The sequence below is a fragment of the Nocardia sp. NPDC046763 genome, assembly GCF_040645495.1.
In the GTDB taxonomy this organism is placed as follows: Bacteria; Actinomycetota; Actinomycetes; order Mycobacteriales; family Mycobacteriaceae; genus Nocardia.
Genome location: NZ_JBEYYI010000006.1, coordinates 12,751 through 25,860 on the forward strand (window position 1 = coordinate 12,751; position 13,110 = coordinate 25,860).

The following is a 13,110-nucleotide window of genomic DNA, read 5'->3' on the forward strand; positions in this document are numbered from 1 at the left end:
CGTGCCGTCCGCAGGCCGATCGGGCGGAGCCGTTGCCGTATCCGCCTGGACGCGAGTTCTTGCGGGCGTGCTTCGGTTGCCCGTACGCCGGAGCGATCGCAGTACCGGCCGCGTGCCGCACGCTGCGCGCAGCATGCAGCGAACCAAAATCCTCCAGGCGAGTCTGTGGAACGAGACGGTGCCCCTATCAGCAGTGAGTCACCAGCATTCGCTGGATGTGTCGGCGCGAGAGCCGGTCGATCCCCGAGCAGTCGTAGTAAGCCGGCCCATACCGTTGGACTAAAATTTGGAGGGGCATAGATCGTGTGGCAGTGGGGTCGTACTTTCGCCGAAGGGGCCGAGGCCGCGTCGTCGTCCACCGGCAAGTCGACAATGTTCAAGCGCCGATTCTCGATTCTGATCAACCTGCGCGGGTTGCGCACAACGCAGGCAAGGCAGTCGTGAACAACCCACGGCCGCCGCTGATGCCAGGGTCGACGTTCGGGAAATATAGCCTGCGGCGGCTGATCGGTTCCGGCGGAATGGGCCGGGTATTCGAGGCACTCGACACCTCCAAGGGCCGGGTGGTCGCGGTGAAAGTGCTGCCCGAACAGCTGGCCGACGACCCGGTCTATCGGGCCCGGTTCCGGCGCGAATCCCACATCGCCGCGCTGCTGCAGGAGCCCCACGTCATCCCGATCCACGACTACGGCGAGATCGACGGGCTGCTCTACATCGACATGCGACTCGTGCACGGCGAAAGCCTCCGCACAGTGCTGAGAAGCCACGGCCCGCTGCCGCCCGAGCAAGCTGTCTCGGTGATCTGCCAGATCGCAGCCGGACTCGACGCGGCACACCACGACGGCCTGGTCCATCGTGACGTGAAGCCGGACAATATCCTGCTCACCCACGACGGGTTCGCCTACCTGGCCGACTTCGGCCTGGCCAACACGAATACCGACGAACGCCTGACCCAGACCGGATCGGCGATCGGGTCGTTCAACTACATGGCACCGGAACGTTTCGGATCCGGCCCGGCCACCCCGGCTGTCGACGTGTATGCCCTGGCGTGCGTGTTGCACGAATGCCTGACCGGCACCCGCCCTTACGCGACCGACGGCGGCGACGCCGCCATCATGCGGGCCCACATGATCGAACTTCCACCCCGAACGAGCAGCTACGCACCGGGAATCCCGGTCGCGATCGACGCTGTCGTCGCGCGCGGCATGGCGAAGTCGGCCGATGAACGCTACTCCAGCGCCGGCGAACTGGCCGCCGCCGCTCACGCCGCACTTGTACCGTCTACCGGCGACGCCGAAGACGATGGTCCCCTTGCCGTATTCGAATACGATCCCACCGTGGCGGTGCATCCCGCACACCGGGCGACCTTCGCACCCGAGGCGAGATCCGTCCGGGGGCCCAGGCGCCGGCCACGCGCCCTCTGGATCGCCACTGCCGCCACTGCCGCGGCTGTCGTGGCCGTCGTGGCCGTCGGAGCCTGGCCGCGACTCCACAAGCCGACACCACCGGCCCCAGGGGCGGCGAAATCGGAGTTCACCGACGACGACATCACCCTGCTGATGAACGTGCAAGGCCCGTACAACCGCAGCATCTGTCATCACTGGAACCCAGAGGCGATTCTGGGGGAGAAAGCCCGTCTCGCCTGCGACGAAATTCCCGAAATCCGCGTGCCGAGAGCGGAGTTCCACCTGTTTCCCAACGCCGATGCGCTAGGCAAGGCCTATCACGGCTTACCGGTACAGACCAGCAACTGCCCGGGCTATCCACCCGGCCCGGACGGCGCGGCGACGAGAGACGGCAGGGAGGTCGGGCGGACGGCCTGCTTCATGGATGCCACTACGACACCACCGACCTCGGGGGTGATCCAAACCGACGACGCGGCCATGAGCATGGCGGTCTTCTACTTCACCGAGTCGGTGGGTGGTAGCGCCAGCTTGTTCTGGACACTGAACGACACGGGAGAGGGAAATTCGCAATTCCGGACCAAACCGAAGGACCCGGACTACACCACGCAGGCCGACCGCGATCTGCTCACCAAACTGCCGAAAACTTACAACCCACGATACTGTCGACACGAGTCACCCGAGAGCGATGCGACCGCCGTCGTCGTATGTTTGGGCAACGAGTCTGGTGCGCCGACAGCAACGTTTTTCCAATTTCCCAACCATCCGATCGCGACCCAGTTTTTCGATGGTGTCATGAGGAAGTCCGGCGGGCGCGCGTGCGACGGTGCAACGGGTCCCGAGCAACCGTCGATTCGAAATGGCGCGACCGTCGACCGGTTCACCTGCACCACCGATCCTGTGCCGACGCTCGTTGCGTTGGATCAGAGCAGCGACATCGCCATTCGAGTCAAAGCAGTCGATCCCGATTCCCCCTCGAACCGTCCCAAGACCGATCAGGGTTTGATCGATTGGTTCAAAAAGAACCCGCTGTAGGCACCGATGTCTCCGCGGCGTCGGCGAACCAGCGCCGACCGCACGTCGATACGTCGATAACTCGCGTCATGCGGACTGACGAAGTCAACTGGTCTTCGATGCCGATGCGACGACGTGCGAACTCGGTAAGTCCGGGCGGTGGTTGCCTTCCGTATGCGATCCGCACCAGCACCGGCTGAGGCAGGGGCTGTGGGTCTGGCCATGGATCCTTGGGCTTCGGTTGCTCCCTGGGGCAACCGTGCCTGGCCTCGCAGCCGCTGCGCTCGTGTCACAGGGTGGGCTGCCCGGGACGCCGCAGCCAGTCCGCCCTGGTCCGGGGCTGGAACACCCCGGATAGATCTGGCAGGAGCCTCCGCCCCGCCGTGTCCTGGGGAACCCGCCGCCCGGTGGGGAACTGAGTTAGCAGTCGAAGCGAGGGCACCGAAGCATCGGCGGATGCCAGTGGCTTTGCGAGGCGGCATCGAACGACGACACGGATGCCACCGGTGATGCGGCGGCTAGCGGCAGCGACCCCGACATCCCCAAGACGCTGGGGCCGAGCAGCATGAGTCCGCCGGTAAGGGCCATCGACAGCCGGACGCCGCGCCGGGCAAGCGAGTGCATTCGCCTGCCGGGGGTCCCTGGACGAGAAGACAGAAACTGAACAGCAAGAGGCATCTGCATCACTTCCCTGGGCGCGGTATCGCTCACGACGTGGACAGGGTCAATCCTGGTCTGTGAACGGATCGCGCAACACCCACCCCAGGGTGAAAACCCGCACCCGCCCTGACCGGCTGGCCGATCGGATTTCGGTAAACAGGGCCACTCCTGCTGTGACCGATTTGATGGTCACGCCGAACCCCGCACGATCGTTCCTCTCGCCGAAAGCGGACGAAACTCGCTGCGATCAACACTCCCGGATGTCCGGTCTTGTCGAGTTGAGTGTGGTCTCGCTACTGTCCCCGGTCTTCGAAACGGCTATAGAGAGCATTGAAGAAGTGGTCGTCGGGGTCGCCGAACCAGGGCAGGTTGGTCCACGTGCCATCGGGCGACTGGCTGGCCATTTCGGTGGCAGGCCAAGCACCGGTGAGTACTTCCTCGAGCAGGATCTGCAGCAGTGTCGTGTAATCGGGCGCACAGAGGAAATGGCGCTCCTCATCGCGGCCGAAGTTGATGATCTGGCGCGGATGCCGCAATCGATGCATTCCTCGCTGAATTCATCGATCAACCGGCGGGTTTCGTGCGCACACTCCGTTGTGTGGCCGGTGTCCCGCTGGTATCCGCTGTCGTGGCGGGCGGCCCACCAGGTGTCATATGCCCCGCAGTCGGTGCACATGACGATTCGGAACTTCGACGGATCCCATTGCGACGGAGAAACATCGACCATGACCGCACCGCACAGGCAGTTCGGCACAGTCGCTTCCGGATCCATCGGATGGGGTTCGTACGGCTCCCAGTGACCGCATTCCGAGCAGTGCCACACCAGGATGGCGCAGTCCTGCCCGTCGGTGAACGCGGTCCTGAGCGCGCCGCGCTCTGTCCGGGGCGGGCCCGCGGCCTGCCCCCATCGTCTGCCCGCCGCGCCGCAGAGGCTCCCGGCCAAGGACGAATTTCCGCTCACCCCACCGCCACGGGGATACGGTCCGCCGGTCGGACAATCGTGCTTGGGCGCGGAGGGGCGGCGCGGCCACCATGCGGCGGCGCGCCCAGGGGATCCTAAAACCGTTCGGGCATAACGGACCATGCCTGCCGCCGGACCTTGGACGGCAGCATCCTATGCCGGGCAGGCCGTCAGATTCCGCTCACAGCCGCACCGGACGTCACCACTGCGCCGGACGCTGGCGGGCGCTCAGGCCGTTGTCCACCTCAGCGTTTGACGACGATTCGCGGGTTTCGCTCGATCATGTGCGCGAGGGCCCGGTCCGGGACCAGCTGGCTCGGATACATCGATGCTCGATTGGTCGTCAGCACCGCGATCGATTCGTGGAATGTCACCGCGTGGATTGTCGAGTAGGGGAAACGGGATCGGCTTACGGCGGTTTGGAACTCGACCGTATCGGCGCCGTAGCGTGCGGCCACTTGGTACCCGGGCAGCATGGAGAGGGTGAAACCTCGCATTCCGTGCCGCCAGAGACGAAACCACATCATGTCTGACGTAACGACGATCAGCGCTGTGACGGTGAGCGTGATCTCGAGGGCCTTCAACTCCCGGGGTCAGCAACCACAGGCACAACCGGGTTAATTGTGCCGACCGACTCGGCACGCTGATCACTGTGGTGGTAGAACGGCAGTCAGATCTTCCACGAAAGCGGGCCGATGCACTCCCTCATGCAGATCGCACGCACAGGCATCGTCCTGCTGTGCGCGGCAACAGGATTGGTCACGGGGCACGTCGCGACCGCGGCAGCGGAAGGCGGCGACCGGGACCCGGTCCTGGTGATCGGCGGCATCTATGCGGATCAGGCGCGGTTGGAGAGCCTCCAGGGTTGGCTCGATGCACGCGGATATTCCACCTTTTCGATGGTGCTGGCCGGGAATCCTACGGGGACAGCACCGATCTCGGAGTCAGCGCAGGCCGTCGCCGACAAGGTCGCCGATATCCGTCGACAGACCGGGGCACGGCGGGTGGATCTGGTCGGTCACTCCATGGGCGGTCTCGCACAGCGGGCCTATGTGAAATTCCTCGGCGGAATCGATTCGGTCGGAACCTACATCGACTACGGCACACCCGAACAAGGTGACGACCTCGGAACCGTATGCTCCGGGGTGTCCCCGGGTTGCCAAGATCTGGTGCCGGGTTCGGCATTCCTGACTCGGCTCAATGCGGATCCCGCGGTGCCGTCGGGCCTGATCGCCTACCACTTCTTCTCCGACAACGCCGGGGCGGAGAAGAGCCCGCTGCCGGGTGCGACCAATGTCGGTATTCAATCGTTCTGCCCCGGCCGTACGGTCTCCCACGGCCAAGAGCCGATCGACGGTGCATTGCAGCAGTTGATCGATTCGGCGCTGCGTGGTGTGCCATTGGCCACCAGCTGCCCCTGAACGCCCGGGTAAGGCGCGTCGTGCCGGTCCAGGGGGTGTCCCGTCCCGATGGGCGTTGGGTGCGGTTGGTGCCACGCGATCAGGTAGACCGCCCCGCGACCAGACTGCCCTCCCACGCACGGCATTCAGCGGTGGATGGTGTTCGCGTGCAATGGATTCCAGCTCGGTAGTCGATCGCGCGCAACCAGACGCGAGGTTCGCACGCGCCCAGCGCGAGGTATCCGTCGGCGCACAAGCGAAACTATCTCTCTATCGTTTGTGGAGGTCGCCATTGGCGGAGAAGCGGGTGTTGTCGGGGGTGGTGCCGTAGGCGGCCGAAATCTGATGGCTGCCGTCGGTGGCGATGGTCCAATAGGTCAGCGTCACAGCGGAATTGGCGACTGTGCAGGTTTGGGCGGGTGGGTCCAGCTTGGCGGTGTCGCCACGGGTGAGCAGCGTCCAGTCGCAACCGTCGGGGGTGTGTGCGGTGACTCGGCTGCCGTAATCGCCGGTGATGGTGATGGAGCCGGTGAGGGGCGTGGGTGCGGCGCCGGCGGTGAGTTGGGTGTTGACGCCGGTTGCGGGGTCGGGGAGACCGTAGGACCAGGCGCCCAGGAAGGCCTTGGCCGAGCCGGGGTCGTCTTCGGTGGTGCGGGTGCGGGCGCCGTGGGCCAGATCGAATTCGTAGTCGCGGTCGCTGTGATGGCTGATGGCCTTGATGGATTCGGTTTCGTGGACGCCCGAGACGTGGATCGCCCATTCGGTCATGGTGTAGGCATAGCCCGCGGTGGGGTTGTAGCAGGTCTGACCCGGTGAGGCCAAGGCCAGACCGTCGCCGGTGATGTCGAATTGCCAGGTGCAGCCGACGTCGGTGCGGCCGACGATCCGGTGGGGACCGGCGGAGGTGAAGACGATGTCGCCGATCTGCGGCCCCCGGAGGCCCTCGCCGATGTTCATGGTCGCGATATTGGTCATGGTGGCCGCGTCGGGCAGGTCGTAATTCCACCGACCCTGGTAGCTCTCGGCAACGGAATCGGCGGGCGCCGAGCCGCAGGCTGCGACCAGCACAGTGGTGGTGAGCACGAACAACAGCGGGGACAGTAGGCGCGCCATTGTCATTCCTCTCGGTAAACTGATGTCAAGAAAATCTAATTACTAGGATAGCTAGATATCAGGATGACGAGAGGAATGCGGGATGTCAACGGAGAAGGCGCGTTTGATCGACGCCGTGCTGGCAGGCGTCGGCCGGACCGCCGAGCTCGGGATGCGGATGAACCAGCTCGCCGCGGGCCGGTTGGGCATCAATGCCAGCGACATGCAGGTGCTACAGCTGCTCCAGCACCAGCCACGGACCGCGGGTGAGCTGGCCCGACTCACCGGATTGACGACCGCGTCGATGACGGGACTGGTCGATCGGCTCGAACGGGCCGCGTTGGTCCGCCGCGAGCGCGACGCCACCGACCGCCGGCGAGTGCTCGTCCACCTGGCGCAAGACCGGGCGCGCGCCGACATCGCCCCGATCTTCGGTCCACTACTGGGCGCGTGGCGACGGGAGATCGCCGATTACACCATTGCCGAACTCGAACTGGTCGCCGACTTCCTCACCCGCATCGACCGGGGCTTCGCCACCGAGCTCGACACCTGACCCGGTGCGTGGCGGGTGGGAATGTCCTCGAAACGGCATCGGTCATCGCCTGATTGGGCGCGTGCGCCGGTTCTCCAGCCGAGGCTTCGACGTTCTCACTACGTACTGAGCAGAGGTGGACGGAAGCCCCGTCGACCCAGTCCGCCAGTCAATGGTCCTCGACGCTCGGTCAGCCGCTTGTACAGCATCTGCTGGATGGTCGAGCGGACCCGATCGGTGACCTCGAACATGATCATCGGATCGTAGGCGGTTTCCGGACCGTAGACACCGGTGGAGAGGGACTCGCCGAATTCGATGTACCACTTCGACGGCAGAGGTATGCAGCCCAGCACTCCCAGGTGTGGGAACAGCGGCGTCACCGGAAAATACGGCAGGCTGAGCAGCCGGGCAAGCGGCTTGATGTCGGCGAGCTTCGGATAGATCTCCTCCGAGCCGACGATCGAGCACGGAATGATCGGCACCCCTGTTCTCACGGCCGCGGAGACGAAACCGCCGCGTCCGAACCGCTGCAGCTTGTACCGCTCGCTGTACGGCTTGCCCACACCCTTGAAGCCCTCAGGAAAGACGCCCGTCAGCGCGCCCGTGCGCAACAGCTGCTCCGCGTGGGCGGCGCAGGCGTGCGTATGCCCGGCTTTGCGGGCCAGCTCGCCCAGGATCGGCAGCTCGAAGACGAGGTCGGCGGCCAGTAGTCGCAGCGCCCGCTGCCCGGGATGCCGATCGTGTACCACCAGCTGCAGCATCAGCCCGTCCAGCGGCACCACGCCTGCGTGGTTCGCCACGATCAGCGCCGCGCCGGATTCTGGGATGTTCTCGACGCCGTCGACCTGTATTCGGAACCACAGCTCCGACAGCGGACGCAGGGCCGGCAGAATCACCGACTCCAGGAGGTGTTCGTCGAGGCCGAACTCGTCGAGACGATAGTCCCCGGTGAGGCGGCGGCGCGCGAAATCGGCCGTGGCGCCGATGCCGGACTTGGTCAGGGTGTCCGCGAGTGCGCCGGCGACCGCGCCGACAGCGTTCCCGATACGCATGATGTGAACCACCGTTCGATTCGTTCCTGGAACTGAAATCGTGGAGCGTGGAGCACAAAAAACGGACGAGCAGCTCGAATCGTATCCCGGTCCGGCGTGGACGCAGGTACGAGCCCATACGAATTGTCTCCTTCGCCGACGCCGTGGTCGGCATGACATGCCCGCACCACTGACCGGACTGAAATGGCTGCGCAACACCGTAGTTCGCGGCCCGGGGGTGACCTTGCGGCCGGTCGGAGCAGCAATACCGACGAGCAGCGAGATGCGGTGGGCCGGGTGGTGATTCGGCTCTTGGGCGCGGCGGCCCGGAAATGACGGTTTAAGCAGGGAATGCGGCGGGGTAACCAGACCCTCAGACATGCCGCGTTCAGCACTCGGTCCACCCGAACCGGACAGTAGCGATACCCGGCGTTGGAACGGCAGGAATCCCGTGAGCGTGGCATGAATCGGGAGTGTTCACGGCACGGTACTGACAGATATCCCCGAATTAGCTGCGTGATCCGACCGATCATGCAGAGTGCCGAGGCAGAACCGGCCCGGCTGGCCGATGAACTTCCGAGGGGCCGAGATGACCGATCCGACAGGCTCGACCGTCCACGCGCTGCTGCGCGAGATCCTCGCGCGCTACGGCAGCATCGATGCTTTCTGCGCCCGCCTGTACGCCCTGCTGGATCCGCCGACAGTCGTGCTCCCCGCCCCGGTGGCAGCCTCCGCCGGTGGGCGGCATCGACTCACGGAGCCCGCGCGGCTCGCGCCTACGCAGTCGGGTCGCTGAGCTCGGCGGCCAACTGGCCGGTGTTCCGATGCCGTCTCGGTCAGGTGGCGGCGGCAATCTGATGATGGATGTCCGCCAATGCTGCGGCCAGTTGGCGGATTCCGGGGTCTTCCACCGGGTAATGGCCCGCATCGTCCAGGACGACAAGGTGTTTCGGGGCGGCGATCCGGCTGAAGAACGATTTGCTGAGCGCCAGCGGTGTCCAGCGATCCGCGCCCGGGTGAAGCAGCCACACCGGGCAGGCGGTGAAGTTCTCCGGCTCGACCAGCGGGGCTGTTCGCAGGTAGGTACGCAGGAAGCCCAGCGGTATCCGGACTCCCCCACCCCGGGGATCCGAGATCACAGTAGAGGTGAGGGCCGGAATGCTGGACATCGCCATGATGTTGGCTACCCATCGCATCGGCAATCGGATGCTGTCGAGGGCAGGGACGAGCAACTGCGCGCCGTAGCGACCGAGCCAGCGGTGCCTGCCGATCGAGCTACGGGCTCCGGCCGATCGAGGGTCGAGGAGGCAGGTGGCAGCGATCGCGTCGACCATCCCGGTGCGGGCCGCCGCCTCGTAGGCGAGCATCCCGCCCATACTGGCCCCGAACACGACCAGCGGGCGCGGATCGACCGCCTTCTCGGCCCGGACCAGGTCGGCAACGCAGTCGACCCAGTCCGAATAACGCACTGCCCGAGGCGATCCCACCTCGGTGCGGCCATACCCCGGCAGGTCGAGTGCCGATACTTCGAAGCCCTGAGCGATGGCCAAGGCGGCGAACGGCCACATCAGCGCCGAATGTCCGCCGCCACCGTGCACCAACAGCATTCGCACGCGCGCCTGCGGTCGGTTGACGCGCTCGATGTGGATGCGCGCGCCACGCCATGGCCACCACGTCGACTCGGGCCGGAGTTGCAGGTCGCGCCGGAGATCGGCGGGAAGATAGGCGAGGTAGATGCCGTGCATGTCACAATAATTCGAGTAATCCTCGGTTTTGACAACTCGGTTTCGGGAGCCCATGTCGACACCCCGTAAAACACCGCGCCAACAGCGATCGGAGTTCACCTTCGATGCGATCCTCGACGCGGCTGCTCGACTTTTCCAGCAACACGGCTACGCCGCGACCACCACCAACAAGGTGGCAGAGCTCGCCGGCGTGTCCATCGGGACGCTCTACCACTACGTGCCCAACAAAGACGCGCTGCTCTACGCCCTGACCGAACGCCATCTCCGCGACGGCGCCCAGCACCTGCTGGCCGAAGCAGCCCAATTACGCAACGAGCAGCCACCTTTGGCCGACACCGTGCGACGGCTGATCACCGCAGTCGCCCGCTTGCACACTGCCGCACCGCATATGCATCGGCTGCTCTACGAGCAGGCGCCTCGCACTCCCGCGGGCACGGCGAGGCTCCGACAGTTCGAGCAACTGCTGGCCGGCGAGGTCGTCTTTCACCTCAGCCGTCTCGGTGTGGCCGGAGCCGATCCCGCATTGACCGCACTGCTACTGATTCAAGCGGTCGAAGCGCAGATCCACGGTGTCGTGCTCGAGCCCATCGACGGCCACACGATCGAATCCTCCGTCGAGGCCGTGATCGAGTTCTGGACGCGAGCACTCGCCGCACAGGCCACCTGATCCACCAGTGCTGGTTCAGACCCCGGTTCGATGCATGTAGCAGTTGGTTTCGATCACCGATCCGGACTCCAGACGTTCGGTCCAGCCGCCGGGTCCCACGACGTGCACGGTGTCCGTCCACGGCGAATACGGCTTGCCCTGTGCGTCATGGCCGGGGTACGGCACGTACCCCCAGTAGCAGGCGAGCCCGGCCGCCGGGGGCGAGAACACCCACGTGTCGGATGCGATATCCACGCCTACCGACACCTGCCGAATCTGCTGCTGCGCGAGCACATTCGGGTCGCCGTTGCTCACATCGCCGGGAGCCGCACCCGCCACACCCATTGCCATCGCGAACGCCGCCGCACCGGCCGACCCCACCCCGAACACACGCTTCATCCCCAACCCATTCCTCTTGTCGAATGCCCGCCACGCCCGAAACAAAGACAGCCGCGAACTCTAACAGGCACTTGACTTCTCGAAGTAGCGCATTGGATTGGTCATCGAATCCGTCATCGGTGGGATGATCCGCTCAATCGTGGTCGACGGGACCACACGGCACCAGCTCGGGGCCTGCCGAGCCCGAGTAGCAGCTTCGGTCGGCATCCACGGCCGAACCGAGTCGGGTAATCCCGAACTACTGACGGTACTGAACCAGACAGAATTCATGCTCCTCGGGATCGGTCATCACAACGACCACACCCTCGTCATAATCGTGCCGCTCCCCCGTCCACCTCCCACCGAGCGCGACGACCTGCGCTATCCCCTGATCGATATCGTCCACTGCGACGTCAAGATGCACACGTACCTTGCCACGCTTGGGCTCGGCCACCGGCTGGAAGACAAGGCGAGGCTGCTGATCTCCGGGATCCCCGAGATAAACCCAGCGGGGTTCGGAAGACCCCCGCGGCCGGTCCAGCAGCACACTCCAAAAGCTCGCCACCCGTTCCACGTCGACGCAGTCGATGGTCACCCCAACCCAGCGATTAGCCATCACTTCAGTGTCCGGCAACGTCACCACTGCCGCTGGCCGCAGGACCGCGCCGGCCTCGGCGCCGCCCTGCGCGCCCGGGCGGCACCGTCAGCGGATCCGATCTATCGGCGCCAGAAGAAGTGGTGCGTCACGCCGCTCGGGCTTGGGATCTGCTCCAGGTGGAAGCGGTCGGTGAGTTCGTCGGGGCTCGTCCACAGTCTTTCGCCGTGGCCGAATTCGACCGGCGCGACGGCGAAATGGAGGGTATCGATGAGGTCGGCATCGAGGAATTGGCGGACCGTGGCCACGCCCCCGCCGATGCGGACATCCTTGCCCTCGGCGGCCTCCAGAGCCTGTTCCAGGGCGTCCTTCGGCGATGTGTTCAGGAAGTGGAATGTGGTGGCGCCCCGGGTGATCGACGGCCGGACGTGGTGGGTGAGGACGAATACCGGTGTGCGAAAGGGCGGTTCTTCTCCCCACCAGCCTTCCCATTCGTAGTTCTCCCACGGGCCGCGCTGGGGGCCGAATTTGTTGCGGCCCATGATCTCTGCGCCGATATTGCGGTGCCATTCCCGGGTGCAGTAGTCGTCGAGGCCGTAGCTGCCGCCGGGCTCGGTCCGGGTGGGCGCGTGGGCGGTGGCGCCGGACCAGGAGAACAGCGCGGTCGCGTCGACGTCGCCGAACGGGCGTGTAAGGCTCTGCCCCTCGCCCGCGCCGTATCCATCGCTGGAGAGATTGAAATTGTGAACCCGAACCATCTGCGCCATCGACAATCCCTTCTGGTTGCAATCTGCAATCAGTCCGAACTGTACCTACACTGATCTCATGGTGCAACCAGTTGCTCATGACAAGCTGATGACGCCCCCGGGGAAGTCGGGCTGCCCGATCAACATGACGGTCGAGCTGCTCGGGGACCGGTGGAGTCTGATCGTCCTGCGCGACATCATGTTCAGCGGCGCCACCCACTTCCGCGAGCTACTCTCCGGATCCATCGAGGGCATCGCCTCGAACATCCTCGCGGCGCGCCTGTCGAAACTCGTCGCCGCGGGCCTGCTCACCCGCGACGACGATCCGAGCCACCGCCAGAAGGTCGAATACCACCTCACCGAAGCGGCGATCCAGCTCGTGCCGGTCATGGCTCAACTCGGCGCATGGGGTGCCCGCTGGCTCGACACAACCCCGGAACTGACCGTGCGAGCCGAGCTCCTCGCCGCCGGCGGCCCCGCCCTGTGGGAGCGATTCATGACCGAACTCCGCGCCATCCACCTGCACGGCGCACCGCCCCCGACCGACGGCGTCCTGTCGGAACTGACCGCCGCCTACGAAGCCGCAGTCCGCCGAGAACAGGAAGCCACCGAATAACGGCCGCGGAGCTTCAAGAGTGCATCGGCAGCACGAACTGCGTCGCCCACCTCCGGTAGCGCGTGGGCCCCTCGACCGGCAGCCCTGACTTGCCGCGACAACAGACCCGGGCCGTCGGCAACGCCAGCCCGCATCGATCCCGCGGCGCCGACGGCGAAGGATCGGAATCGATTGCGGGATACCAGATTCCGGCCTCGATTCCGCCGACGACACTGATCCCCGTTGGTACACACCGGGACCGTGCAACCCACCTGTTCGATCTGTGGCGAACGCTCCCCGGGTGATCTGTTT

General features: G+C 65.4%; 14 protein-coding genes. 7 read left to right on the top strand and 7 right to left on the bottom strand.

The features are described from left to right. Positions 1-305 precede the first annotated feature (305 nt). Positions 306-2,438 carry a serine/threonine-protein kinase gene (locus ABZ909_RS11580; protein ID WP_356997948.1) on the top strand — a complete coding sequence of 711 codons (2,133 nt, stop codon included), beginning with the start codon at positions 306-308 and terminating at the stop codon, positions 2,436-2,438. A gap of 746 nt (positions 2,439-3,184) precedes the next feature. Next, positions 3,185-3,877 (top strand): hypothetical protein, encoded by a 693-nt coding sequence (locus tag ABZ909_RS11585; protein WP_356997949.1) that lies wholly within the window; start codon positions 3,185-3,187, stop codon positions 3,875-3,877. A 406-nt stretch (positions 3,878-4,283) separates the two neighbouring features. Here ABZ909_RS11585 and ABZ909_RS11590 read toward each other — a convergent pair whose 3' ends face one another. Next, a complete protein-coding gene (locus ABZ909_RS11590; protein WP_356997951.1) occupies positions 4,284-4,622 on the bottom strand; it encodes a hypothetical protein in 339 nt (112 codons plus the stop codon). Between the two features lie 123 nt (positions 4,623-4,745). On the opposite strand from ABZ909_RS11590, the gene ABZ909_RS11595 reads away from it, so the two are divergent. Next, positions 4,746-5,459 (top strand): alpha/beta hydrolase, encoded by a 714-nt coding sequence (locus ABZ909_RS11595; protein ID WP_356997952.1) that lies wholly within the window; start codon positions 4,746-4,748, stop codon positions 5,457-5,459. Positions 5,460-5,708: 249 nt separating this feature from the next. On the opposite strand, the gene ABZ909_RS11600 is transcribed toward ABZ909_RS11595, so the two are convergent. After that, entirely contained in the window at positions 5,709-6,551 is an 843-nt protein-coding gene (locus tag ABZ909_RS11600) for a hypothetical protein (RefSeq protein ID WP_356997953.1), read from the bottom strand. Positions 6,552-6,633: 82 nt separating this feature from the next. Here ABZ909_RS11600 and ABZ909_RS11605 point away from each other — a divergent pair, with 82 nt between their 5' ends. Continuing rightward, positions 6,634-7,083, top strand: a complete 450-nt coding sequence (locus tag ABZ909_RS11605; RefSeq protein ID WP_356997955.1) for a MarR family transcriptional regulator — start codon at positions 6,634-6,636, stop codon at positions 7,081-7,083. 98 nt (positions 7,084-7,181) lie between these two features. On the opposite strand, the gene ABZ909_RS11610 is transcribed toward ABZ909_RS11605, so the two are convergent. Next, positions 7,182-8,114, bottom strand: a complete 933-nt coding sequence (locus tag ABZ909_RS11610) for a lysophospholipid acyltransferase family protein (protein WP_356997956.1) — start codon at positions 8,112-8,114, stop codon at positions 7,182-7,184. A 568-nt stretch (positions 8,115-8,682) separates the two neighbouring features. Here ABZ909_RS11610 and ABZ909_RS11615 point away from each other — a divergent pair. After that, positions 8,683-8,889, top strand: coding sequence for a hypothetical protein (locus tag ABZ909_RS11615; RefSeq protein ID WP_356997958.1), 207 nt, complete (start codon positions 8,683-8,685; stop codon positions 8,887-8,889). A 40-nt stretch (positions 8,890-8,929) separates the two neighbouring features. Here the strand turns inward: ABZ909_RS11615 and ABZ909_RS11620 are convergent, their stop codons facing one another. Then, the gene (locus tag ABZ909_RS11620) at positions 8,930-9,838 is read right to left on the bottom strand and encodes an alpha/beta hydrolase (RefSeq protein ID WP_356997959.1); all 909 of its coding nucleotides are present in this window, start codon (positions 9,836-9,838) and stop codon (positions 8,930-8,932) included. A gap of 52 nt (positions 9,839-9,890) precedes the next feature. Here ABZ909_RS11620 and ABZ909_RS11625 point away from each other — a divergent pair, with 52 nt between their 5' ends. After that, complete coding sequence (locus ABZ909_RS11625) at positions 9,891-10,505, top strand: TetR/AcrR family transcriptional regulator (protein ID WP_356997960.1); 615 nt, start codon at positions 9,891-9,893, stop codon at positions 10,503-10,505. A 15-nt stretch (positions 10,506-10,520) separates the two neighbouring features. Here ABZ909_RS11625 and ABZ909_RS11630 read toward each other — a convergent pair whose 3' ends face one another. The 3 genes from ABZ909_RS11630 to ABZ909_RS11640 form a co-directional block, all read right to left on the bottom strand. After that, a complete protein-coding gene (locus ABZ909_RS11630) occupies positions 10,521-10,883 on the bottom strand; it encodes a hypothetical protein (RefSeq protein ID WP_356997962.1) in 363 nt (120 codons plus the stop codon). A 238-nt stretch (positions 10,884-11,121) separates the two neighbouring features. Continuing rightward, complete coding sequence (locus ABZ909_RS11635) at positions 11,122-11,478, bottom strand: VOC family protein (RefSeq protein WP_356997963.1); 357 nt, start codon at positions 11,476-11,478, stop codon at positions 11,122-11,124. A gap of 101 nt (positions 11,479-11,579) precedes the next feature. Continuing rightward, positions 11,580-12,224 (bottom strand): dihydrofolate reductase family protein, encoded by a 645-nt coding sequence (locus ABZ909_RS11640; protein WP_356997964.1) that lies wholly within the window; start codon positions 12,222-12,224, stop codon positions 11,580-11,582. A gap of 58 nt (positions 12,225-12,282) precedes the next feature. On the opposite strand from ABZ909_RS11640, the gene ABZ909_RS11645 reads away from it, so the two are divergent. Next, positions 12,283-12,819, top strand: a complete 537-nt coding sequence (locus ABZ909_RS11645; RefSeq protein ID WP_356997965.1) for a helix-turn-helix domain-containing protein — start codon at positions 12,283-12,285, stop codon at positions 12,817-12,819. The last annotated feature ends 291 nt before the right edge of the window (positions 12,820-13,110 follow it).